Annotated in this window: 25 protein-coding genes; all 25 read left to right on the top strand. The window is 46.5% G+C overall.

Annotation, left to right across the window (positions count from 1 at the left end):
• Positions 1 to 2: 2 nt before the first annotated feature.
• The 25 genes from yidA (at position 3) to C7R73_RS00780 (ending at position 22,998) form a co-directional block, all read left to right on the top strand.
• On the top strand, positions 3 to 815 hold the full coding sequence (gene yidA, locus C7R73_RS00900; RefSeq protein WP_106448701.1) for a sugar-phosphatase: 813 nt from the start codon (positions 3 to 5) through the stop codon (positions 813 to 815).
• Between the two features lie 32 nt (positions 816 to 847).
• The gene (ftsY, locus tag C7R73_RS00895) at positions 848 to 1,861 is read left to right on the top strand and encodes a signal recognition particle-docking protein FtsY (RefSeq protein WP_106448700.1); all 1,014 of its coding nucleotides are present in this window, start codon (positions 848 to 850) and stop codon (positions 1,859 to 1,861) included.
• A 223-nt stretch (positions 1,862 to 2,084) separates the two neighbouring features.
• Positions 2,085 to 2,432, top strand: coding sequence for a putative DNA-binding protein (locus tag C7R73_RS00890; RefSeq protein ID WP_086628138.1), 348 nt, complete (start codon positions 2,085 to 2,087; stop codon positions 2,430 to 2,432).
• Between the two features lie 20 nt (positions 2,433 to 2,452).
• Complete coding sequence (gene ffh, locus C7R73_RS00885) at positions 2,453 to 3,865, top strand: signal recognition particle protein (protein ID WP_106448699.1); 1,413 nt, start codon at positions 2,453 to 2,455, stop codon at positions 3,863 to 3,865.
• A 92-nt stretch (positions 3,866 to 3,957) separates the two neighbouring features.
• Positions 3,958 to 4,230, top strand: coding sequence for a 30S ribosomal protein S16 (rpsP, locus tag C7R73_RS00880; RefSeq protein WP_068560440.1), 273 nt, complete (start codon positions 3,958 to 3,960; stop codon positions 4,228 to 4,230).
• 13 nt (positions 4,231 to 4,243) lie between these two features.
• Entirely contained in the window at positions 4,244 to 4,489 is a 246-nt protein-coding gene (locus C7R73_RS00875; RefSeq protein WP_086628136.1) for a KH domain-containing protein, read from the top strand.
• 159 nt (positions 4,490 to 4,648) lie between these two features.
• Positions 4,649 to 5,164 carry a ribosome maturation factor RimM gene (gene rimM / locus C7R73_RS00870; protein WP_106448698.1) on the top strand — a complete coding sequence of 172 codons (516 nt, stop codon included), beginning with the start codon at positions 4,649 to 4,651 and terminating at the stop codon, positions 5,162 to 5,164.
• Positions 5,164 to 5,919, top strand: a complete 756-nt coding sequence (gene trmD / locus C7R73_RS00865; protein WP_106448697.1) for a tRNA (guanosine(37)-N1)-methyltransferase TrmD — start codon at positions 5,164 to 5,166, stop codon at positions 5,917 to 5,919. The genes rimM and trmD overlap by 1 nt, the downstream gene beginning before the upstream one ends.
• A gap of 157 nt (positions 5,920 to 6,076) precedes the next feature.
• Positions 6,077 to 6,430 carry a 50S ribosomal protein L19 gene (gene rplS / locus C7R73_RS00860; RefSeq protein ID WP_106448696.1) on the top strand — a complete coding sequence of 118 codons (354 nt, stop codon included), beginning with the start codon at positions 6,077 to 6,079 and terminating at the stop codon, positions 6,428 to 6,430.
• Positions 6,431 to 6,556: 126 nt separating this feature from the next.
• Positions 6,557 to 6,991, top strand: a complete 435-nt coding sequence (locus C7R73_RS00855) for a hypothetical protein (protein ID WP_233442740.1) — start codon at positions 6,557 to 6,559, stop codon at positions 6,989 to 6,991.
• A 36-nt stretch (positions 6,992 to 7,027) separates the two neighbouring features.
• A complete protein-coding gene (locus tag C7R73_RS00850) occupies positions 7,028 to 7,837 on the top strand; it encodes a Cof-type HAD-IIB family hydrolase (RefSeq protein WP_106448695.1) in 810 nt (269 codons plus the stop codon).
• Positions 7,838 to 7,869: 32 nt separating this feature from the next.
• Entirely contained in the window at positions 7,870 to 8,628 is a 759-nt protein-coding gene (locus tag C7R73_RS00845; protein ID WP_106448694.1) for a prolyl oligopeptidase family serine peptidase, read from the top strand.
• A 64-nt stretch (positions 8,629 to 8,692) separates the two neighbouring features.
• Positions 8,693 to 9,037 carry a metal-sulfur cluster assembly factor gene (locus tag C7R73_RS00840; RefSeq protein ID WP_192875228.1) on the top strand — a complete coding sequence of 115 codons (345 nt, stop codon included), beginning with the start codon at positions 8,693 to 8,695 and terminating at the stop codon, positions 9,035 to 9,037.
• A 131-nt stretch (positions 9,038 to 9,168) separates the two neighbouring features.
• Complete coding sequence (clpB, locus tag C7R73_RS00835; protein ID WP_106448693.1) at positions 9,169 to 11,790, top strand: ATP-dependent chaperone ClpB; 2,622 nt, start codon at positions 9,169 to 9,171, stop codon at positions 11,788 to 11,790.
• Between the two features lie 160 nt (positions 11,791 to 11,950).
• On the top strand, positions 11,951 to 12,553 hold the full coding sequence (locus tag C7R73_RS00830) for an NfeD family protein (RefSeq protein WP_106448692.1): 603 nt from the start codon (positions 11,951 to 11,953) through the stop codon (positions 12,551 to 12,553).
• Positions 12,550 to 13,536, top strand: coding sequence for a flotillin-like protein FloA (gene floA / locus C7R73_RS00825; protein ID WP_106448691.1), 987 nt, complete (start codon positions 12,550 to 12,552; stop codon positions 13,534 to 13,536). The genes C7R73_RS00830 and floA overlap by 4 nt, the downstream gene beginning before the upstream one ends.
• Positions 13,533 to 14,186: a hypothetical protein gene (locus C7R73_RS00820; protein ID WP_153060327.1), complete on the top strand. Its 654-nt coding sequence runs from the start codon at positions 13,533 to 13,535 to the stop codon at positions 14,184 to 14,186. The genes floA and C7R73_RS00820 overlap by 4 nt, the downstream gene beginning before the upstream one ends.
• A 21-nt stretch (positions 14,187 to 14,207) precedes the next feature.
• Positions 14,208 to 14,963, top strand: coding sequence for a sugar phosphate isomerase/epimerase family protein (locus tag C7R73_RS00815; RefSeq protein WP_106448689.1), 756 nt, complete (start codon positions 14,208 to 14,210; stop codon positions 14,961 to 14,963).
• Between the two features lie 142 nt (positions 14,964 to 15,105).
• Positions 15,106 to 16,251 carry a tRNA guanosine(34) transglycosylase Tgt gene (gene tgt / locus C7R73_RS00810; RefSeq protein ID WP_106448820.1) on the top strand — a complete coding sequence of 382 codons (1,146 nt, stop codon included), beginning with the start codon at positions 15,106 to 15,108 and terminating at the stop codon, positions 16,249 to 16,251.
• Between the two features lie 77 nt (positions 16,252 to 16,328).
• Entirely contained in the window at positions 16,329 to 16,676 is a 348-nt protein-coding gene (gene yajC, locus C7R73_RS00805; RefSeq protein WP_106448688.1) for a preprotein translocase subunit YajC, read from the top strand.
• Between the two features lie 34 nt (positions 16,677 to 16,710).
• On the top strand, positions 16,711 to 16,992 hold the full coding sequence (locus tag C7R73_RS00800) for a post-transcriptional regulator (protein ID WP_106448687.1): 282 nt from the start codon (positions 16,711 to 16,713) through the stop codon (positions 16,990 to 16,992).
• A gap of 558 nt (positions 16,993 to 17,550) precedes the next feature.
• Positions 17,551 to 20,154, top strand: a complete 2,604-nt coding sequence (gene adhE / locus C7R73_RS00795; RefSeq protein WP_106448686.1) for a bifunctional acetaldehyde-CoA/alcohol dehydrogenase — start codon at positions 17,551 to 17,553, stop codon at positions 20,152 to 20,154.
• Positions 20,155 to 20,332: 178 nt separating this feature from the next.
• Positions 20,333 to 20,977, top strand: coding sequence for a metal-dependent transcriptional regulator (locus tag C7R73_RS00790; RefSeq protein ID WP_106448685.1), 645 nt, complete (start codon positions 20,333 to 20,335; stop codon positions 20,975 to 20,977).
• A 25-nt stretch (positions 20,978 to 21,002) separates the two neighbouring features.
• Positions 21,003 to 22,133, top strand: coding sequence for a DNA polymerase IV (gene dinB / locus C7R73_RS00785; RefSeq protein ID WP_106448684.1), 1,131 nt, complete (start codon positions 21,003 to 21,005; stop codon positions 22,131 to 22,133).
• 43 nt (positions 22,134 to 22,176) lie between these two features.
• Complete coding sequence (locus tag C7R73_RS00780) at positions 22,177 to 22,998, top strand: ZIP family metal transporter (RefSeq protein WP_106448683.1); 822 nt, start codon at positions 22,177 to 22,179, stop codon at positions 22,996 to 22,998.
• Positions 22,999 to 23,008: the final 10 nt, after the last annotated feature.

Here is a 23,008-nt window from a genome sequence, read left to right as displayed (position 1 = left end):
AAATGATTAAATTGATAGCACTCGACTTGGATGGCACCTTGCTGAATCCTGACAAAAAAATCAGCGATGCGAATAAACAGGCAATCCACCGCGCCCGGGAAGCCGGCGTGAAGATTGTCCTTTGTACAGGACGCCCGCTCATGGGCATCAAGGATTATGTTGATGAACTGGACCTTCTTCAAGCGGAAGATTACTCGATCACCTATAACGGCGGTTTGGTCCAAAAAAACAAAACATCGGAAATCATTTCCCAAAAAGTGTTGAACTACGGTCAGATCGTGGAACTCTATAATCTGAGCAAAGATCTGAACATCCCGATGAACATGCTGGATCTGGAGTCTGTATACGAACCGGAGTATCCGCAAGGCCGAGAGTCCTTGTACAAGAGCCTGCAAAGCTCGAGCTTGCCGTTCGTTGAAAAAAAGATCGAAGACTTTCAGGAACAGCATGCGTTCAATAAAGTTGTTTTTTGTATCGCGCCTGCTGTTTTGGATGAAGCGATCGCCAAAATACCGGCGGACTTCTACAGCAAATATTCGATGATGAAATCACGTCCGCTTCTGTTTGAAGTCATGCATCCCGAAGTCGACAAAGGCAACGGTATCGCGGCTTTATGCGCTCATCTGGGCATCACTGCCGATGAGGTCATGGCTTGCGGAGATGAAGAGAACGATTTGGCGATGCTGGATTTTGCGGGCGTAAGCGTCGCGATGGGCAACGCCCCCGATAAGATCAAGGAACGGGCGAGCTTCGTCACGAAGACAAACGGAGAAGATGGCGTCGCACACGCAATCGAAACATTCGTCTTTGCGTAAAAACAGGCTGCCATAAGAGAGGAAGTGTTCAAATGGGATTATTTGACCGAATAAAACGCGCATTTACAGGTGAAGATGTCGTTCAGACACCGGTAACCGAAGAAAATAAGATCGTCATCGACAAATTCGACAAAGGCATGGAGAAGACGCGCAAAAGCTTTTCGGATAAGATGAATGAACTTTTCGCCGGCTTCAGAGAGGTGGATGAAGATTTTTTTGACGACTTGGAGGAAACGCTGATATCCGCAGATGTCGGTTTTGATATGACGTTGGCACTTTCGGATGTGCTGCGTGATGAAGTCAAGATGAAGAACGTGCGCACCGGAGAACAAGTGAAGAATGTCATCATCGAAAAAATGGTCGAAATCTACGAAAAAGGACAGACGGAATTGCCTACCATCAAAATAAATGAAGACGGGCCGACCGTCATCCTGTTTGTAGGCGTAAACGGAGTGGGGAAAACGACGACCATCGGTAAGTACGCTTATCAGTTGAAAAAACAAGGCAACAGCGTCTTGTTGGCTGCCGGAGATACTTTCCGAGCCGGCGCAATCGAACAGCTCGAAGTTTGGGGCGAACGTGTCGGTGTGCCGGTCGTTACAAGCGATGCAAAAAGCGATCCCGCTTCCGTCGTTTACGATGCGTTGAAGCAAGCCAAAGAAGAAAAATACGATTATCTGCTGATCGATACAGCAGGACGACTGCAGAACAAAGTGAACCTGATGAAGGAATTGGAGAAGATCAATCGGATCATCGCCAGGGAAATACCCGGCGGCGCAACCGAAACGTTGTTGGTGCTTGATGCCACGACGGGTCAGAACGCTTTGATACAGGCCAAGCAATTCAAGGAGACGACGGATGTCACCGGCTTGATCCTGACGAAGTTGGATGGCACGGCGAAAGGCGGCGTCATCCTGGCGATCCGCCAGGAAATGGATATACCCGTCAAATTCGTCGGTTTGGGTGAGGGCTTGGATGATCTGCAGGTGTTCGATCCGGAACAGTACATCTACGGACTGGTGAAAGACCTGCTTGAGAAAAAATAACGAAGCGGTTTGTTCATCCCAATAAGGAACGCTTCATAAGCAAAAGGCGACAGAAGCATGGTCAGGCCGGCAATCCCGATGTGATTGCCGGCCTGACCTTACTTTTTGTTGCGGCAACACCGCTTCAGTGCAATTTATGGTTGACTAAGCTCAGCAAAATCGGTAATCTAGTGAAGTGTAAAGTTTTTTTCTTGACAATCCGTACGAGAAGGAAGGTATTCTGATGGAGCTGGAAAAAACCAATAATATGAATACTCTTTATGAATTCTATAATGTTCTGTTGACGAACAAACAGAAAGGCTATCTTTCTTTGTATTATGGCGATGACTATTCGTTGGGTGAAATCGCTGAAGAATTCGCGATCAGCCGGCAGGCAGTGTACGATAATATCAAGCGCACCGAAAAAATTTTGATGGATTATGAACAGAAATTGAAATTGGCGCAAAACTATAGCCTCCGAAACAAAAAATTGGACGAATTGGCGAATTATGCCGAAGAAAAATATCCCGCAGACAGAACTTTACAGAGCTTGATCAACAATCTGGAAGAACTGGATGACAAAGACGAATAAACAGTAAGGAAGTGGCAAATATGGCATTTGAAGGGTTATCCGAGCGTCTCCAAGGCGCGATGACCAAAATCGGCAAAAAAGGTAAAATTACGGAAGCCGATCTGAAGGAAATGATGCGTGAAGTACGTCTGGCTTTGCTGGAAGCTGACGTGAATTTTAAAGTCGTAAAAGAATTCGTCAAAAAAGTGAATGAACGAGCTTTAGGTTCGGATGTGCTCGAGTCGCTTTCACCGACACAACAAGTCATCAAAATCGTCAACGAAGAACTGACGGAATTGATGGGCGGGCAGCAGGAGCCATTCCAATTCTCTGCCAAGCCACCGACTGTCGTAATGCTGGTCGGCCTGCAGGGTGCCGGTAAGACCACCACGGCCGGGAAACTGGCCAATTACATGAAGAAAAAAGAAAACAAACGCCCGATGCTGGTCGCAGCCGACGTCTATCGTCCTGCAGCAATCAATCAGTTGCAGACCTTGGGCAAACAATTGGATTTCCCGGTGTACGCATTGGGTACCGAAGCAAATCCGGTCGATATAGCGAAGCAAGCCGTTGAACAAGCCAAACTCGATGGACGCGATCTGGTCATCATCGATACGGCGGGACGACTGCACGTGGATGAAGTATTGATGACAGAGTTGAAGAACATCAAAGCTGCCGTCAATCCTACAGAAATCCTGTTTACGGTAGATGCGATGACAGGACAGGATGCCGTCAATGTGGCGCAATCCTTCAATGAACAGCTCGGCATAACCGGTGTCATCCTTACCAAATTGGACGGGGACACACGCGGCGGGGCTGCGCTATCCATCCGTTCCGTAACCGGTAAGCCAATCAAATTTACGGGTCAAGGCGAAAAACTGGAAGACTTTGAACCGTTCTACCCTGAACGCATGGCTTCCAGAATACTGGGCATGGGCGATCTGATGACGTTGATCGAACGTGCGCAACAAGATTTTGATGAGACAAAAGCGGCAGAAATGGCCGAAAAAATCCGCGAGAATACCTTCAACTTCAATGATTTCATCGAGCAGATGGATCAAGTCACCAACATGGGGCCGCTTGAAGACCTCCTGAAGATGATTCCGGGCATGAGCAACGTTCCGGGACTGGACAAAATGAAGATCGATCCCAAAGATGTGGCCCACATGAAGGCGATCGTGCTTTCAATGACGCCCGCTGAACGCGAAAACCCTGAGCTTCTGTCGCAGAGCAGACGCAGACGAATCTCGAAAGGTTCCGCAAGATCATTGGCGGAAGTCAACCGTCTGATCAAGCAGTTCAACGAATCCAGGGAAATGATGAACAAGATGTCCAAAGGCAATTTTGCAGGTATGGAAGGTCTCCTTGGACAAGGCCCGAAAGGCAAAATGGGCAAAATGGCCATGCAGCAAATGGCCAGACGGATGAACAAAAAGAAGAAAAAGAAAAAATAATTTCAAGTGTAAAGAGAAAACACTTTACAAGCAAATGGAAAACTGGTAATATATAAAAATGTGAGATATAGATATATGGAGGTGTTATATAAATGGCAGTTAAAATTCGTTTAAAACGTATGGGTTCTAAAAGAAACCCGTTTTACCGCGTCGTTGTAGCTGATTCACGTTCTCCACGTGATGGACGTTTCATCGAAAAAGTAGGTACATACAATCCAGTTGTTGAACCAGCTGAAGTTAAATTTGACGAAGAGTTAGTTTTGAAATGGTTAGCTGAGGGTGCACAACCTTCTGATACAGTTCGTAACTTACTTTCTCAACAAGGTATTATGAAAAAATTCCACGACTCTAAGTTAGCTAAATAAAAGGGTGGTTTAAATGCCTGAAATTTCAGATTTAATCCTGGCAATTGTCAAACCTTTGATCGTCCACGATGATAAGATGTCCATCGAAATCAAAGAGACAAGTGAGTTCATGGAATATCACTTGCATCTTGATGCCGAGGATGTCGGCCGTGTGATCGGGAAACAGGGACGTGTCGCCAGAGCGATCCGTACAATTGTATACAGTGTCAGAACCAAAGGCACAAAACGTGTCCGCCTTGTGATCGAAGGGGCCGAATAATCCGCTTCAATTGCGGATCCGGTCTTTTCCGTTCGGTGGATGCCTAACTTAATAGCGAATAGATAGAAGCGGATGATGATACAATTGTAGCACTTATCCCTTCTATTTTATTATGTACAGAAACTTTGACAGTACGATTTATGTAAGGAGAGGTGAAAAATGGAAAAATTTTATGATGTCGGAAAAGTTGTGAATACGCAAGGGCTTAAAGGTGAAGTGCGTGTCATTTCCAGCACTGATTTTGCGGATGAACGCTACAAAAAAGGGGCTACGCTCTACTTGTTCCGCGAAAACAGTGAGCCAATCACTCTAAAGGTAGCCAGCCACCGCGTGCACAAGAATTTCAATATGCTGACATTCGAGGGATATAACCGGATCGAAGAGGTTGAGCCGTTCAGAGGGGGAATCCTACGGGTTTCGGAAACACAGTTGGAGGACCTTTCGGATCATGAGTTCTATTATCATGAGATCATCGGATTGTCCGTCGTCAGTGATGCCGGCGAAGAATTGGGTATTATCAAAGAAATTTTGCCGCTTGGGGCGAATGATGTGTGGGTTGTATCCAAACCAGGCCGAAAAGATTTATTGGTTCCGTATATCGCTTCCGTAGTGGAAAAGGTATCTTTGGAAGATAAACAGGTCACAATCCACATTCTAGAAGGAATGATGGACTGATGAAGATAGATGTATTGACGTTGTTTCCGGCGATGTTCGAAGGTCCTTTGTCCGAGTCGATCATCGGAAAGGCGATCGAGGGTGGTCGTGTTTCGATCACTTGCACGAACTTCCGCGATTATTCCGAAAATAAACACAATTCCGTCGATGATTATCCTTTCGGCGGCGGGGCAGGCATGTTGCTGCGGGCGCAGCCGATCGTGGACGCGCTGACGGACATCGATGTCCAGTCTCCCGAAACCCAAAAAAGGATTGTCCTTTTGGATCCATCCGGAAAAACCTTCAATCAGGAACTGGCGGAAGAGTTTGCCGAAGAAGAGCACATTGTCTTCATCTGCGGCCATTACGAGGGCTTCGATGAACGCATCAAGCAACATGTGACGGATGAAGTTTCGATCGGTGATTATGTTCTGACGGGCGGCGAATTGGGTGCGATGGTCATGATCGATGCGACGGTCCGGCTGTTGCCGGCAGTATTGGGCAATGAACAATCGAACAAGACCGATTCTTTCTCGACCGGCTTGCTCGAGCATCCCCAATATACGCGACCGCGCGATTTCCGGGGGGATGTCGTCCCTGAAGTGCTTTTCAGCGGCAACCACCAGAAAATCGCCGATTGGCAAGAAAAAGAATCTTTGCGCAAAACCTGGCTGAGACGTCCGGAAATGTTGGAAAAGATCACTTTGTCGAAGAAACAGCAAGCCTGGTTAGCGGAGATACTGCTTGAAGAAAAGGCTGATAATCAAGCGCAATAGCGCACTTGAAAATTCAAACAATGTAAACGAAAAATACTTTACACGTCAAAATTATTGTGGTAGAATTCTACAGGTGAGCAGAGAGACTGCTCCATAATACGATATTCCGCTGTGCTGAATGATTGTGTATGAATGTCGGTTGGAAGGAGAAAAAAACATGAGTCAATTACCATTGATTGAAGCAATCACACAAGGACAATTACGTAGCGATATCCCTACATTCCGTCCTGGAGACACTGTCCGCGTCCACGCTCGCGTAGTCGAAGGAACAAGAGAACGTATCCAATTATTCGAGGGCGTAGTCATCAAACGTCGCGGATTCGGAATCAGCGAAACTTATACAGTACGTAAAATTTCCAACGGTGTCGGTGTGGAACGTACATTCCCATTGCACACACCACGTGTAGCTCAAATCGAAGTTGTTCGCTTCGGTAAAGTGCGTCGTGCAAAACTTTATTACTTGCGCGCATTACACGGAAAAGCTGCTCGTATCAGAGAAAAACGTCGTTAATATTCCGCATGACATATGGAAAGGTCTGGACTTCGGTTCCGGACCTTTTTTGTATACCGCGATAAGCGTATTTATTGGGGAAAATGTGCTATACTTGTAGCACCATATATGAAAAGAGTGATAGTTTTGACGATATTAGCAGCGCTTGATCAAAAATTCCAAGAAAAAGGCATGCCACTGAAAAGTCATCCCATCCAAAATGGTCAGTATTTGTATCAAGGGAAATTCAATCTTGATAAAGAACATTCTTTGCCGTTTGGTGTAGTCATCGCCAAAGATGAGGCCGAAAGTGATTTTCAGATCAGCTACAGAAAATTGGCTTACCTGAACAATTATGCTGATAAAGTGAACCTGTTGGAACTGATCAATGAATTGAACCAAACCAAGACTTTTTATTACACACTTTGCCTGGCGGGGGATGGCGAAATTTTCCTTCGACTTTTGGGCCGCTCAACAACGGATGTCAAACCACTATATGAAATGCTCGTGATCGGATCGAATATCGCAAAGGTCATGACAGCAGAATTAAAAAGCAAATTTCCGTCGCTTGGGATCGAATGAGTATTCGTCTCTGAGGCGGAAACCGCAGGAGGAACTATGAAACAAAAATTAATCGCTTTAGATTTGGATGGAACCACACTCAACAATCAGTCGTTGTTGAGCGATCGGACCAAAAATGTGCTGGCAACTCTGCAAAAGGATAATCATCTGGTCATGATTGCAACTGGCCGCCCTTACAGGAACAGCAAAGAATTTTATGAGACACTCAAGATGACCACTCCGTTGGTGAACTTCAACGGTGCCTTATGCCATAATCCCCATGACAGCAATTGGAGTAATTATTACCATAAGACACTCAACAAAGATTTTGCGATGGATCTGATCGAACAACGCGAAGAGATGGGAATCGATTTTATCTGCATAGAAGGCAAAAACAAGCTTTTCGCATCCACCGCAACGCTGCCGTCAAACGAATATTTCCCGAAGAATTTGCTGGCGACGCAGATCACTTCGAAGGATACGCTGTCGGAAAATCCTACTTCCATGAATGTGTTTTCGGACGAACGGAAGTTAGAAGCCATCCGTGACCGGATTTTGGCGCGTTATGGGAATTCCATCGAAATCCGTACGTGGGGTGGCACGATGCCCTGTCTTGAAATCGTCTCCGCCGGCGTCCAAAAAGCGCTTGGCGTTGAAGTGGTCGCGAATAACTACGGCATCAAGCGGGAAGATATTCTTGCCTTCGGTGACGAGGACAACGATATGGAAATGATCCGCTATGCTGGTCACGGCGTCGTCATGCAGAATGGGATCACGGCATTAAAGAATATTGCCGACGATGTAACGATGCATACGAATCATGAGGACGGCTTGGCAATCTATCTGGAAAAATATTTTTGCCTATAGCAGTCGATCAGAGCTGAAAAAGAGGGATCCAATTGATCGTAATCGAAAGAAAAATCATAAATAATATACCGATTCTGGAAATCGTTGAAGAAGACAAGAAAACCGAGGCCATTCCGCTCGCATTCTTTTATCATGGCATCACGAACCAAAAGGAGCGAGGCTTGGAGCCAGGCTATGCATTAGCCAACAACGGCATGCGTGTGATCATCCCCGATGCCTATCGTCATGGAGAACGCAAAGATGAAGCCTATGCTGGCGAACCGGCGGCAGAGTTTTGGTCGGTAGTCCTGCAAAACATCAAGGAACTTCCTGACCTTGTGGAAGCCTATGTCGAAGCTGGCTTGGCAAAAAGAGACAAGGTTTCGGTCACGGGTCTTTCAATGGGCGGCATCACGACTTGCATCGCCTTGACGCAATACCCTTGGATCCATTCGGCAGCCTGTCTGATGGGCAGTCCGGATCCGATCGGTTTGTCCCATTGGGCATTGAAGTCCCGCTGGGTGGAAGGCTTGCCGCCGATTGATGACGAGAAAGTCAAAGCCTTGATGGCGCCTTTTGAAAGCCTGAGCCTCAAAGAAAATCCGGAATCGCTCGTGGACACGCCGTTTTACATCTGGCACGGAACGGCCGACGAAAGCGTCCCGTACGAACAGATGGCTCAGTTCGTCAACTCCATCAGCGAGGAAGCTTTTGCGGATAACATTTGCTTCCGGTCCACGGAAGGCGCAGGGCATCGGGTTCCTTACGCTATTTTTGAGGAAATGGCTGCATTTTTGGGGAACGTATATTAGCATTGAATTTCTATGCACAAACTGTTATCATCAAATTAATCCAGAAAGGGTAGAGGTGTATGCAATGACTGAAGAGATAAATCCCCAATATTCGCAAGAAGAATTGGAAAGCATAAAAGAACGCGTCCTGGCGGCGCTTGAGCAAGTGATAGATCCGGAATTAGGGATAGATATCGTCAATTTAGGTTTGATCTATGAAGTGGAATTGGAACAGGATGGCTTCTGCCTGATCAAAATGACACTCACAACGATGGGCTGCCCATTGGCGGATGTCATCACCGATGAAATTCACCGTGCTTTGAAAGGCGTTCCTGAAGTAACCGAAACGCAAGTGAAATTGGTGTGGTATCCTGCCTGGACGACAGACAGAATGTCCCGATATGCACGCATCGCGCTAGGAATCCGATGATGAGAAGAACAACAAAGGAAATCACCTTTGTTGTTCTTTTTTTTCGAGTTATCATTTGACCAATTCTGACCATAGTCGTATACTTGTCCTATAAAGCATAATGACAGTAGGTTTTTTGAGGAGGTCCTAGCATGGAAATGGAAAAAATGACGACAGCCCTGCAGCAGGCAATCGCAGAAGCGCAACGTATCGCCATGGTGCGCAAGCACCAGACCATCGATGTCGCCCATCTGTGGAAAATATTTCTGCAGCCGGATAGTTTTGCGCGCAATTTTTATATCGATTCAGGGGTGGCAATCGATGCATTTGAATCAGCCGTTGATAAGGAACTGGATAAATCAGTGGTGATTGAAGGCACTTCCGTCCAGTACGGGCAAACATTCAGCCAGAATCTGTACAATCTCTTTCTGGAAGCAGACCGCAAGCGGTCAGAATTGAAGGATGATTTCATCTCCACGGATACGGTGCTTTTGAGCTTGATGACACTAAAAAATCATCCTTTGACCAAATTCCTGGGAAACCAAGGCCTGACGGAAAAAATGATCGCCGAAAAAATCAAGGAAATGAGAGGGGGAGAACGCGTGACTTCGCAAAATCAGGAAGATCAATATGAAGCATTGGAAAAGTACGGCGTAGACCTTGTGCAGGCGGTAAGGAGCGGAAAACAAGATCCGGTCATCGGCCGGGACGAAGAAATCAGGGATGTTATCCGCATTTTGTCGCGCAAAACAAAAAATAACCCAATCCTGATCGGTGAACCGGGCGTCGGCAAGACCGCCATCGTGGAAGGCTTGGCCCAGCGGATCGTGAAAAAAGACGTGCCGGATAACCTAAAGGACAAAACGATCTTTTCGTTGGATATGGGCTCATTGATTGCGGGAGCCAAGTACCGCGGAGAATTCGAAGAACGCCTGAAAGCGGTATTGAAAGAAGTGAAGAAAAGCGACGGCCGCATCATCCTTTTCATTGATGAGATCCATACGATCGTCGGGGCAGGGAAAACCGAGGGGAGCATGGATGCCGGCAATCTGCTGAAACCTATGCTGGCCAGAGGCGAATTGCACTGCATCGGAGCGACCACTCTGGATGAATACCGCCAAAATCTGGAGAAGGACAAGGCGTTGGAGCGAAGATTCCAGAAGGTATTGGTGAAAGAACCGACAGTTGCCGATACGATCAGCATCTTGAGGGGATTGAAGGAACGGTATGAGATCCACCACAGCGTCAACATCCATGACAATGCCCTCGTTGCGGCAGCGACCTTATCCGATCGATACATCACTGACCGGTTTCTGCCGGATAAAGCAATTGACCTTGTCGATGAGGCGTGTGCGAACATAAAAGTGGAAATGAATTCGATGCCCACCGAGTTGGATCAAGTGAGTCGCAAACTGATGCAACTGGAGATCGAAGAGGCGGCCCTGAAGAAGGAATCCGACGATCAGAGCAAGAAAAGATTGGCGACGCTGCAAGTCGAGTTGGCCGATCTGCGCGAAGAATCAAACGAATTGCGCATGAAATGGGGCAACGAAAAGGAAGAGGTCGAAAAACTGCGTGCCAAACGGGAGGACCTGGAGGACGCGCGCAGGCAGTTGGAGGATGCGGAAGCAGACTATGACCTGGAACGGGCAGCAGTTTTGCGCCACGGCAGCATACCGCAGATTGAAAAGGAATTGGCGGCTCTCGAAAAAGAGAATGCAACCCGCAGGAATAAAGAAGGCAATCTTGTCCAGGAATCAGTGACCGAGAACGAAATCGCAACAGTTGTGGGACGGATGACCGGCATCCCGGTGACGAAGCTGGTTGAGGGTGAAAGGGACAAACTCCTGAAATTGGAGGAAACGCTGCATAAACGGGTCATCGGCCAGGAGGAAGCGGTGGAAAGCGTCACGAATGCCGTTCTGCGTTCGCGTGCCGGTCTGCAGTCGCCTAACCGGCCGATCGGATCCTTCTTGTTTCTGGGGCCTACAGGGGTCGGGAAAACGGAATTGGCGAAGGCCTTGGCAGAAAATCTTTTCGACTCCGATGAACATATGGTCCGTCTCGATATGAGCGAATACATGGAAAAATTTTCGGTTTCCAGGCTCATCGGAGCACCACCGGGATATGTCGGATATGAGGAAGGCGGCCAGTTGACGGAAGCAGTCCGCCGAAGCCCCTATACGATCATTCTCTTGGATGAAATCGAGAAGGCGCACCCGGATGTCTTCAACATTTTGCTGCAAGTATTGGATGATGGGCGCTTGACTGATTCGAAGGGGCGCGTGGTCGATTTCAAAAACACTGTCTTGATCATGACCAGCAACATCGGGTCTCAGCACTTGCTGGAAGGCGTCCAATCTGATGGAACCATCCCGGAAGTTGTGGCGAATGAGGTAATGAAGCTATTGAAAGAGTCGTTCAAGCCTGAATTTTTGAACAGGATCGATGATACCATCCTCTTTACGCCGTTAAGCAAAGCGGATGTCAAAAAGATCATCGTCAAAATGATCAAGGAACTATCCGGCCGGCTGGCGGACAAACAGATCCAGCTCTCCGTTTCTGATGAAGTTGCAGCCTGGATAGCGGATAATGCTTACGATCCGATTTACGGCGCTCGGCCGCTCAGGAGATTCATCTCAGCTGAGATCGAGAATCCATTGGCGCGCGCCATCATAAAGGGCAATATCCATGAAAATCAGGCGGTGACGGTGATGTTGGTGGAGGACCAGGTTGGGTTCCAGACAGTCGATCTTGATGAATTTCAACAATAATTTGACAAGTCAGTATACACAGAGGAAGTCCTGAAAGGGATTTCCTTTTGTTATTTTTGTATTTGCGGTAAAATGATAATATAAATTTTCTTATTTTTATCTTCAAGAGTATGACCGTTTGTTGTTTTTAATCGGAACAAAGCCAAAGGAGGCGTTCATTTTGCTGTTTTTGGTCATTGGGTTTCTGTGTCTGGTTTTTATGCTGTTCACTTCGAGGTATTATGTCTTCGGAGCTGCGGCCATCCTGAGTTTTTTGTTGTATTTTCTGTATTTCGGAAGCGGGAACTGGCTGACTTTGCTGCTGTTCTTGTTCGGGATCATGTTGTTGGTGGTTGAATTGTTCATACCCGATTTCGGGCTGGTGGGGATCGCGGGTTTCCTGATGGTCGTAGCCGGCCTGTTTTTGAACAATGAACGTATTTTGGAAAGTGTGCTGGATGTCAGCTTGGCGATCATCATTTCTGGTGTGGCGACGTCGGTGCTGTTGAAAAAAGGCTATAAATTCCTGCCGGACCGCAGCAAATTGATTTTGGATACTTCCCTGAATCGGGAGCGCGGGTATTCGTCCAGCAAAGACTATTCCGAATTCTTGGGAATGATCGGCATAGCTACGACGACGTTGCGGCCGGCCGGCAAAGTCGCTATCGGAGGTGTGGTGCTCGACGTAGTCAGTGACGGGAAGATTATATTTGAAGGAAAACAGGTTCAGGTTATCCAGGTTGAAGGGGTCAAAATTACAGTCAAGGAGTTGGATGGAGAATGACAGAAGGATTGATAGGAATCATCTTTATTGCATTGTTTGTCGTACTGTTTTTATCTTTGTTTTTCCGCTTTGTGCCGGTTGGTCTATGGATCACGGCTTACTTTTCGGGAGTGAAAGTCAAAATTTCAAATCTGGTCGGCATGCGATTGCGCCGGGTAATACCCTCTATGATCGTGCAACCGATGATAAAAGCCACAAAAGCGGGACTGATAATTGATATAAATGAACTGGAGGCACATCATCTTGCTGGGGGTGATGTCAATATGGTCATCGACGCGCTGATTGCGGCGCAGCGTGCCGATATTGATTTAGGTTTTGAAAAAGCGGCAGCCATCGATTTAGCCGGCCGTAATGTATTGGAAGCAGTGAAAATGAGCGTTAACCCAAAAGTCATCGAAACACCGATCATCGCGGGTGTCGCTATGAACGGGATTGAAGTAAAAGCCAAAGCAAAAGTAACGGTACGTGCCAACATAGAACGGTTGGTCGGTGGTGCTGGCGAAGAAACGATCATCGCCCGTGTCGGCGAGGGGATCGTCACAACCGTCGGCTCTGCCAAGATGCACACTTCCGTCCTGGAAAATCCGGACTCCATTTCCCAAACAATCCTGAAAAAAGGACTGGATTCGGGTACCGCCTTTGAGATACTGTCCATCGATATCGCCGATGTTGATGTCGGCCGTAACGTGGGCGCCAAACTGCAGGCCGAACAAGCGGAGGCGGATAAGCGTGTGGCCCAAGCGAAAGCGGAAGAGCGCCGTGCTTTTGCGGTCGCAGAAGAACAGGAAATGATCGCTGAGGTGCAAAGGATGCGGGCGAGAGTGGTCGAAGCCGAAGCGCAGGTGCCGTTGGCGTTGGCTGAAGCGCTGCGCAACGGAAATCTAGGCGTGATGAATTATTATAAAATGAAAAATATCATAGCGGATACTGAAATGAGGAGCAGCATTTCGGAGTTTCCGACAGATAGAAGCGAACCGGAATGACTAGCCTAGCCTTTCTATTGCCGATCCTGTTGCCGATCCTTTTCCTGGTGTTCTTTCTCTCTGTGCTCGTATCGATAGTCAAGAGAATTAATCGGCTATCGGAGAACGCCAGACTTCGAGTGGGCACAGCCCAAGCAGCTGCCCTGCAGCAGACATTTCGCCAGTCGTTGGACGGTGCCGGAAATGAGAATGCGAAACAACTGATCAAAAAACTGGCTACATTGAAGCCTGAACAGGTCTATGGATTTTTCCAAGATCGCTTGCCTGAAAAATATCTGAGGGAAGTCAGCCGGATTTTGACCAACAGAAATTGGCGGAGGGAAATCCTGATTTTCGTTAACCGCGAGAATTTATGGCAGTTGCTGTTGCGCGCGAATCCGCCAAAAACAGGCAGCGACCAAAAGGACACGGAACCTGCGGATGAAACGGTTGAAGTACCGGTGTTTACGGACTATAATATGGATCCTGCCGTGGGGTTGGCCGATGACTTCACCGTCTTTTCTGAAGACAAAAAGGAATTGAAGACTGCCAAAAGAATGGAGAAATCCACCATTCATAACAAGAAAAAATATTCCGGCAATCAAAAAGCATTGATGCGAGCCATCATTGCCAAAGAAATACTCGATAGGCCGGACTTTGACCGCAAATAGGAAACTGAAGGAGACAGATGGATGCCCAGAGAGATTGGATTGAACACTTTAGCGTACATGCACAAAGCTACGGACAATAAAGTGGAACAAAAAGAAATATTGAAGGAAATCAAGGAAATGGGCTTCCCGATAGTGGAAGTCAGAAGAGAATACATCCTGTCCGGCAAAACGGAAATGAAGGAAATAGCCCAGCAAGCCTCGGAGTCTGGCTTGAAGGTGTTCTATTCCGTTCCGGCAGAACTGTTTACAGCAGGTGTGTTGAATGGACAACTAGGCAGTTATTTTGAGGAAGCCGCCCTATTGAACGCAGTCCAGCTGAAACTGACCTTAGGGGAATTTCGGGGATTCACAGCTAAGTTGGCTGAAGAATTACGCGAATTGTTGACGGCCTATTCCATCCATTTGACTATCGAAAATGACCAGAGCACAGAGAAGGGTAGCCCGGCTGTCCTGATGGGTTTCATTGCTGAAGTCCGCAAAGCCTCATTGGACATCGGGTTGACTTTTGACACGGGCAATTTCGTTTACATCGAAAGTGATCCCTTCGCAGCGGCAGAGCAAATGCGCGAAGCGGTAACCTACATCCACATCAAGAACGTTGCCATTACTGACAAAGGAATTGTTTTATCCGGGCTGGAATCAGGGGTAGTGGATATGCGCCGTCTTTTGTCGTTGTTCCCGGACTCTGTGCCCGCCAGCATCGAATATCCGTGCGGCGTTGGGGACGAAGTAACAAAAACCATCAGCGCTGATCACAAAAAGATCCAATCTTGGTGAACATGCTTTTGACTATATCCTTATGAATCAGAAATGCAATCCGAAGCATCCGGATTGCATTTTTTTAGTAGCGAATACAAGAAAATAGTGTGCGACTGTGGTATACTGATTGCCGGATATCTATAAGAAAGAAGTGAATACATTGACTGAACCAGCGATTCGTTATCGTCTTATCAAAAAAGAAAAACATACAGGTGCGCGTTTGGGAGAAATCATCACCCCCCACGGCACTTTTCAGACTCCCATGTTCATGCCGGTAGGTACTTTGGCCACTGTGAAGACGATGGCTCCTGAAGAACTGAAGGCGATGGGCTCTCAGATCATTCTGAGCAATACTTATCACCTATGGCTCAGACCGGGCTCAGACTTGGTTGAAGAGGCAGGAGGCCTGCATAAATTCATGAATTGGGACAGAGGGATCTTGACCGATTCAGGCGGCTTCCAGGTCTTTTCTTTAAGCCAGAACAGACAGATCACCGAGGCCGGCGTACATTTCCGCAATCATCTGAACGGTTCGAAAATGTTCCTGTCACCGGAAAAAGCGATCCATATCGAAAATCAACTGGGTGCCGACATCATCATGAGTTTTGATGAATGCCCTCCTTACAGCGAAAGCTATGATTACATCAAAGCATCTGTCGAAAGAACGACCAGATGGGCAGAGCGTGGCCTTGAAGCCCACAAAAAGCCCGATCAACAAGGCTTGTTCGGAATCATCCAAGGGGCAGGCTACAAGGATTTAAGGCTGCAGAGCGCCAAAGAACTGATTTCCTTGGATTTTCCAGGTTATTCGATCGGCGGACTATCGGTCGGAGAAACGAAGGAAGAAATGAATGGCGTGTTGGATTACTTGACGCCAGTCATGCCTGAGGACAAACCAAGGTATCTGATGGGCGTAGGTGCGCCGGATTCCTTGATCGACGGCGTCATCCGCGGAATCGATATGTTCGACTGCGTCTTGCCTACCCGTATAGCGCGGAACGGCACTTGCATGACAAGCAGCGGCCGTTTGGTCATCAAAAATGCGAAATACGAACGGGATTTCCGTCCATTGGATGAAAAATGCGATTGCTACACCTGCAAAAACTATACACGTGCGTACATTCGTCATTTAATCAAAGCTGATGAAACATTTGGCTTGCGCTTGACCTCGTATCATAATCTCCATTTCTTGATAAACCTGATGAACAATGTGCGCCAAGCCATCATGGATGACAATCTGTTGGAATTCAGGGAAGCGTTCGTGGAAGAATATGGCTTCAACGTTGAAAATCCGAAGAAGTTTTAGGTTTTGGGTGGTAGTCTATCCTAAAGTTTGGTAAAGTGGATGATAGATAAAAATAATCCACAGATGGAGGAAAATGTATGGATACAGTAATCATGATTGCCTTTTATGGGGTGCTGTTCGGCGTAATGTATTTCATCCTGATCAGACCACAAAAGAAACAAGCGCAAAAAACGCAAGATATGCTGAGTCAAATCAAGCCAGGGGATAAAGTAGTCACCATCGGCGGCCTGCACGGAATTGTCGAAGAAATCAATTCCGCTGATAACACAGTCGTATTGGATTGTGAAGGGATCTTCCTGACTTTTGAAAAACGTTCTATTTCACGTATTTCAAAGGTTGCCACAATCACAACTGATGATGCGATTGTCGAAGATTATTCAGCAACCGAATCAGAGCAAGAACAAGAAGATAAAAGCGAAGAGTAAAGCGATTTGATTCATCGGAAAGGAGGGACGGCATTTGCCGAATATATCAGAGAAGCAATATGATCAATTGGAGCCTTGGTTCAAACTGAAAGCAACTGAGTTCAATCAACTGGGCTACGAGAACATCCAAGTCGACGATATCTATCGCTATTTCAAGGAATTTTCTTGGAAGCATACAGTCCCTCCGCATTATTACCAACAGATCCGGGATATCATGAAGACGACGGTAAACCACTACTTCGACTTTGTTGCTTTGGAAGCCCAAGTCTATAAGGTGTCCTCATTGGATGAAATGAATTTTGATGATTTCCTATGAAACGTTACACGCGAAAAGTACAATACTTCAGAGTATTGTGCTTTTTTTGTAAAAGTAAATCTGAGTTTGCGGTGCAAGCAGTGCCGTGATAATCCATTTTTGAAATGTCGTCATTTAACCGGGACAATTTTAGCCCTGGAAATCGAGCGAAATATTCTTATCGCGTGAATATTCAAAGTTAATCGCTGATTCAGTCGGATTCGACAATTAGTAAGCGGATTTATGCAGATTGATCAGCGTGATAATGCGGAAATCAATCGAAGAGGGACGTTGGACGACCATATATATTTCCGCCATAAAAAATATTCCAAAAAAACTTTTTAAAGGCACTGATTCCGAACAATGATAATAATTTCACAATCAAAAGGTTGAGAAACAGAATGTTTCCAATAACTATTTGTGAAAACAAACAGTGACAAAAAGCTCGGCTGAACACGCTTACAGGGCCTGTATGGGAAATAAGTGAAGAATATCACATTTATTCGCTTTACAAACGAAATTCCATGAAATATAATAAGCATGTGAAAAGGATAACATACATTTTTAGGAGGATCTCACATGAGTAAAGAAAAAGTAGTTTTAGAGGAGAAAAAACCCATGATGACTGCAAAAGAAGAAATCAGCAACTACACTGGAAAAGCCCAAAAAGCTTTGACTCTATTTGAAGATTATACCCAAGAACAAGTCGACCACATCGTCCACGAAATGGCATTAGCTGCAATGGAGCAACATATGCCACTTGCAAAAATGGCAGTTGAAGAAACAGGCCGAGGCGTTTATGAAGATAAATGTATCAAAAACATGTATGCCGCTGAAAACATTTGGCATTCAATCAGAAAAAATAAAACAGTCGGAATCATCGAAGACAATAAAGTTGATCAAATCATGAAGGTTGCCGCTCCTGTAGGCGTTGTTGCCGGTATCATCCCAACAACCAACCCAACTTCGACAACAATCTTCAAAGCGATGATCTGTATGAAAACAAGAAACCCGATCATCTTCTCTTTCCACCCAAGCGCAGAAAAATGTTCGGCTGCAACTGCAAAAGTTGTTTACGATGCTGCCATCAAAGCAGGCGCACCTGCTGACTGTATCCAATGGGTAGAAGGCGTATCAATGGAAAAAACAGCTGAATTGATCAACCATCCAGAAGTTGCTGTCGTATTGGCTACAGGTGGAGCTGCAATGGTTAAAGCTGCTTATTCTACTGGTAAACCAGCATTGGGAGTTGGTCCTGGTAACGTTCCGGCTTACATCGAAAAATCAGCAAACGTTAAACGCGCTGTAAACGACATCATCGTTTCAAAAACGTTCGACAACGGTATGATCTGTGCTTCAGAACAAGCTGCAATCGTCGACAGCGAAATCTATGATGAAGTCAAAAAAGAATTCCAATTGCACAATGTATACTTCGCTAAACCTGAAGAAATCCAACAATTGGAAGACGTCGTGATGAATGACGCCAAAACTGGCGTGAGACCGAATGTTGTCGGCATGCACGCTCGTAAAATCGCTGAATTGGCTGGATTGAACGTTCCTGCAAACACTAAATTGTTGATCGCTGAATTACCGGGCGTCGGAGCAGAATACCCAATGTCAAGAGAAAAATTATCTCCAGTATTGGCTATGATGAAATCAGACAGCACAGAGCATGGCTTCGAACTATGCAAACAAATGCTGGATTTGGGTGGTTTGGGTCACTCGGCTGCACTGCATACTCGCCGCAATGATTTGATTGAGCAATTCGGAAAAGAAATGAAAGCTTGCCGCGTTCTGATCAACTCTCCATCTTCTCAAGCTGGTATCGGTGACTTGTACAACAATAATATCGCTTCATTAACTTTGGGTTGCGGATCTTACGGCAGAAACTCAGTTTCTCATAACGTTTCTGCATTAGATTTATTGAACGTGAAAACTGTTGCTAAAAGGAGAAATAATATGCAGTGGATTAAATTGCCAGAGAAGGTTTACTTCGAAGAAAATTCAGTTAGATACTTACGTGACATGAAAGATGTCGAAAGAGTCTTCATCGTCTGCGACGACGGCATGGTCAAATTCGGCTATGTGGATGTAGTCATCGAACAATTGAAACAACGCAACAACAAAGTATCTTACGCAATCTTCTCAGATGTTGAACCTAACCCGACAACAAACACTGTAAACCGTGGTACTGAAAAAATGCGCGACTTCAAACCGGATACAATCATCGCAATCGGCGGAGGTTCCCCTATGGATGCTGCCAAAGCTATGTGGTTGTTCTATGAGCACCCAGAAAGCGACTTCTTCGGCGCTAAACAAAAATTCTTGGATATCCGCAAACGTACTTACAAGATCAAGGACATGGAAAAAGCGAAACTTGTCTGCATCCCTACCACATCAGGTACTGGTTCGGAAGTAACGCCATTCGCGGTTATCACAGACAGCGAAACACACATCAAGTACCCATTGGCTGACTACGCATTGACTCCGGATGTTGCCATCGTGGATCCACAATTCGTATACAGTGTTCCTAAATCTGTAACTGCAGATACTGGTATGGACGTATTGACGCATGCCATCGAATCTTTTGTTTCCGTATTGGCAAACGACTACACTAAAGGTTTGAGCTTGCAAGCCATCAAACTGGTATTCGAAAACTTGAGAAATTCATACAACTACGGCGACCAAGAATCACGCGAAAAAATGCACAACGCTTCAACAATCGCTGGTATGGCCTTCGCGAATGCGTTCCTGGGTATTTCCCACTCGATCGCACACAAAATCGGCGGACAATGGGATCTGATCCACGGCCGTACGAACGCTATCCTGTTGCCGCATATCGTCCGCTACAATGCGCTCGATCCGCAAAAACATGCATTGTGGGCTAAATACGAGTACTTCCGTGCAGACGAAGACTACGCTGAAATCGCTCGTTACCTAGGCTTCAAAGGCAACACGACTGCTGAATTGGTAGAAGCTTTGGCTACTGAAATCACTAAATTAGGTCAAGATATCGGCATCAAGATGAACTTCAAGGATCAAGGCATCACTGATGAAATGCTTGATCGCGATGCGGACCGCTTAGCTGAATTGGCATTCGAAGACCAATGTACGACTGCTAACCCTAAACAACCGTTAATCTCAGAATTGAAAGAAATCATCTACGCAGCCTACAAAGGTTAATAGTTGATAAGGAAAAGCCGGGACAAGTTCCCGGCTTTTTTTGTTGTTCAAAAAAATTTTTACGATCCAATAACAGACGAAGACTACGGTAAAATGTGGGTTTTAGGCTTGTAATCAAGCGAATTTGCCGTATAATATAAAATATAGTTTAGGTTAACCTAAAAAGAGGAGGGAGCGCATGACGCCGCACAAAGAGGATTATCTGAAAGTAATCATGGAATTGGGTGGAGACAAACAGCTTGTCAATAATAAACAGATCGGGCAGGCTTTATCAGTATCTGCCGCTTCTGTCACCGAAATGTCCGTCAAATTGCTTAAGGACGGCCTGATCAGCCACATCCCGTACCAAGGGGTGCAGATCACCGACAAAGGCCAATTGATCGCAAATAAACTGATCCGGAAACATCGACTTTGGGAAGTGTTCCTCTCGGAAAAATTGGATTTCAACTGGGACGAAGTACATGAAGAGGCGGAACTGTTGGAGCATGTCTCATCGGATCGATTGATCGATAGGCTGGATGCCTATCTAGGTTTTCCCAAATATGATCCGCATGGGGGCGTGATCCCCGACAAAGAGGGCCGGATCGAAGTTCATGAGAGCAAACCATTGATCGAGCTGGAAATCGGCAGCCGCTTCATCATCCGGGAAGTTGATGACGATCAGGAATTTCTGGCTTATCTGCTTAACAAGGACGTAAAGTTGAGCGTCCCATATCTGTTGACAAACGTGGAGCCGTACGAAGGCCCATATACTTTTGAGTCCCAGAATCATCAGTCTTACCAAATCAGTTTCAAAGCGGCAAGCAAAATTCACGTTCAATAAAGCAGTTCAAAACAAGGAGAACAGTATGCAGATTGGGATCTTGACATTTAAGGAACCCGAAAATGATAAAAGCAGAAAAATCATCCACGTGGATATGGATGCCTTCTACGCTTCAATCGAGGAAAGGGATCATCCGGAACATCGCGGCAAACCTATCGTCATTGCGAATCATCCGAGAGATACCGGGCGCAAAGGGGTCGTGACTACAGCCAATTATGCCGCCAGGAAATTCGGCATCCATTCGGCGATGAGTGCGCAGAAGGCTTTTGAAATCTGCCCGGAAGCCATCTTCATTGCTCCGCGGATGAGCCATTACAAGACCGTTTCCCAACAGATCAGGGGAATATTCGCGCGCTACACCGATTTGATAGAACCGTTGTCGTTGGATGAAGCCTATCTGGATGTCACCAAGAACAAACAGAATCTGTCGAGTGCGACAATGATTGCCCGAAGAATCCAAAGGGAAGTCTGGCAGGAAACGGGTCTGACTTGCTCGGCCGGTGTTTCCTACAATAAGTTCATTGCAAAGATTGCTTCCGACTTCCAGAAACCGGCTGGCATGACTGTGATCACACCAAATGATGCAGCCCGCTTTTTGCGGGGACTGCCAATCGAAAAGTTTTATGGCGTCGGCAAGAAGACCGTCGAAAAGATGAAACTGTTGGGCATCCATTCCGGAGAGGATCTCTATCTTTTTGATCAAAGTGAATTGCTTTCGCAATTCGGGAAGCACGGATATATCCTCTATCAACGGGTCAGAGGCATCGACAACCGAGCGGTGGAGCCCGAGCGGGAAAGGAAATCGATTGGGAAAGAACACACCTTTACCCTTTTCCTGACGGATGAGGAACAGGTCAGGGTGGAACTGAAACAAATCGCTCTGGCTGTCCAAGGAGCGCTGCACACCAACAAGTTGCACGGTCGGTCGATTGTGCTGAAGATCCGCTACGCCGATTTCGATACCATAACGCGCAGAAAAACCCGGGTCGATCATTTTTCCCAAGCGGAGGATATTTTCCGTCATGCTTGGGAACTTTGGTTGGACAACGGCAAGATCGAACGGCACGTGCGTTTATTGGGGATAACCGTAACACAGCTTGACCCGATCCACTACGAGAACATTCAGTTGCCATTATGGGACACGACGCATCTGTAACAGAAATCATTCATTATTCCATTATAAAGGGGAGATAAAAATCATGTTAGAGTCATTCAGTCAATTAAATCCAATTATGCAAGCATTCATAGCGGGATTGTTCACTTGGGGTTGTACCATCATAGGTGCCTCATTTGTATTTTTCTTCAAATCCGTCAATCGCAAAGTTCTTGACGTCATGAGCGGCTTCGCTGCCGGGGTCATGATAGCGGCATCATTTTGGTCATTATTGGCTCCATCCATTTCCCATGCCGAAGAGAACGGCTACGGCGTCTTGTCGTGGGTTCCGGCATCGATCGGTTTTTTGTTGGGTGGCGTGTTCCTGCGCATGACGGATAAAATCGTTCCCCATCTGCACTTGGGTGAACCGATGGAACACAGGGAAGGTCCGCAGACACAAGCTTCCCGCAACTTGTTGTTGTTCCTTGCGATCACGATCCATAACATTCCCGAAGGCTTGGCTGTCGGAGTCGGTTTTGGAGCGGTCGCAGCCGGCATATCCGAGGATAATACGCTATTGAGTGCCATCGGTCTGGCTATAGGTATCGGCATCCAGAACATTCCTGAAGGATCAGCCTTGTCCATGCCGATACGGGCTGATGGGAACAGCAGGCTGAAGGCTTTCAATTACGGCCAGCTTTCTGCCATCGTTGAGCCGATCGCAGCCGTCATCGGGGCAGCCGCCGTCATTTCGATGAGTGCGATTCTACCATACGCGCTCGCATTCGCTGCCGGTGCCATGATCTTTGTTGTCGTCGAGGAACTGATACCGGAGTCGCAAACGAACGGCAACAGCGACATTGCCACGATGGGTCTTATGGTCGGCTTCACAGTCATGATGATCCTTGACGTCGCTTTAGGATGATGAATAGTCA

It is taken from the genome of Trichococcus alkaliphilus (assembly GCF_003008695.1).
Classification (GTDB): Bacteria; Bacillota; Bacilli; order Lactobacillales; family Aerococcaceae; genus Trichococcus; species Trichococcus alkaliphilus.
This window is presented reverse-complemented; position numbering and strand designations above follow the sequence as displayed.

Bases quoted from the DNA above. Each gene is read 5' to 3' on its own strand.
- yidA (WP_106448701.1), top strand. From the start codon at position 3: ATGATTAAATTGATAGCACTCGACTTGGATGGCACCTTGCTGAATCCT.
- ftsY (WP_106448700.1), top strand. From the start codon at position 848: ATGGGATTATTTGACCGAATAAAACGCGCATTTACAGGTGAAGATGTC.
- C7R73_RS00890 (WP_086628138.1), top strand. From the start codon at position 2,085: ATGGAGCTGGAAAAAACCAATAATATGAATACTCTTTATGAATTCTAT.
- ffh (WP_106448699.1), top strand. From the start codon at position 2,453: ATGGCATTTGAAGGGTTATCCGAGCGTCTCCAAGGCGCGATGACCAAA.
- rpsP (WP_068560440.1), top strand. From the start codon at position 3,958: ATGGCAGTTAAAATTCGTTTAAAACGTATGGGTTCTAAAAGAAACCCG.
- C7R73_RS00875 (WP_086628136.1), top strand. From the start codon at position 4,244: ATGCCTGAAATTTCAGATTTAATCCTGGCAATTGTCAAACCTTTGATC.
- rimM (WP_106448698.1), top strand. From the start codon at position 4,649: ATGGAAAAATTTTATGATGTCGGAAAAGTTGTGAATACGCAAGGGCTT.
- trmD (WP_106448697.1), top strand. From the start codon at position 5,164: ATGAAGATAGATGTATTGACGTTGTTTCCGGCGATGTTCGAAGGTCCT.
- rplS (WP_106448696.1), top strand. From the start codon at position 6,077: ATGAGTCAATTACCATTGATTGAAGCAATCACACAAGGACAATTACGT.
- C7R73_RS00850 (WP_106448695.1), top strand. From the start codon at position 7,028: ATGAAACAAAAATTAATCGCTTTAGATTTGGATGGAACCACACTCAAC.
- C7R73_RS00840 (WP_192875228.1), top strand. From the start codon at position 8,693: ATGACTGAAGAGATAAATCCCCAATATTCGCAAGAAGAATTGGAAAGC.
- clpB (WP_106448693.1), top strand. From the start codon at position 9,169: ATGGAAATGGAAAAAATGACGACAGCCCTGCAGCAGGCAATCGCAGAA.
- floA (WP_106448691.1), top strand. From the start codon at position 12,550: ATGACAGAAGGATTGATAGGAATCATCTTTATTGCATTGTTTGTCGTA.
- C7R73_RS00820 (WP_153060327.1), top strand. From the start codon at position 13,533: ATGACTAGCCTAGCCTTTCTATTGCCGATCCTGTTGCCGATCCTTTTC.
- C7R73_RS00815 (WP_106448689.1), top strand. From the start codon at position 14,208: ATGCCCAGAGAGATTGGATTGAACACTTTAGCGTACATGCACAAAGCT.
- yajC (WP_106448688.1), top strand. From the start codon at position 16,329: ATGGATACAGTAATCATGATTGCCTTTTATGGGGTGCTGTTCGGCGTA.
- adhE (WP_106448686.1), top strand. From the start codon at position 17,551: ATGAGTAAAGAAAAAGTAGTTTTAGAGGAGAAAAAACCCATGATGACT.
- C7R73_RS00790 (WP_106448685.1), top strand. From the start codon at position 20,333: ATGACGCCGCACAAAGAGGATTATCTGAAAGTAATCATGGAATTGGGT.
- dinB (WP_106448684.1), top strand. From the start codon at position 21,003: ATGCAGATTGGGATCTTGACATTTAAGGAACCCGAAAATGATAAAAGC.
- C7R73_RS00780 (WP_106448683.1), top strand. From the start codon at position 22,177: ATGTTAGAGTCATTCAGTCAATTAAATCCAATTATGCAAGCATTCATA.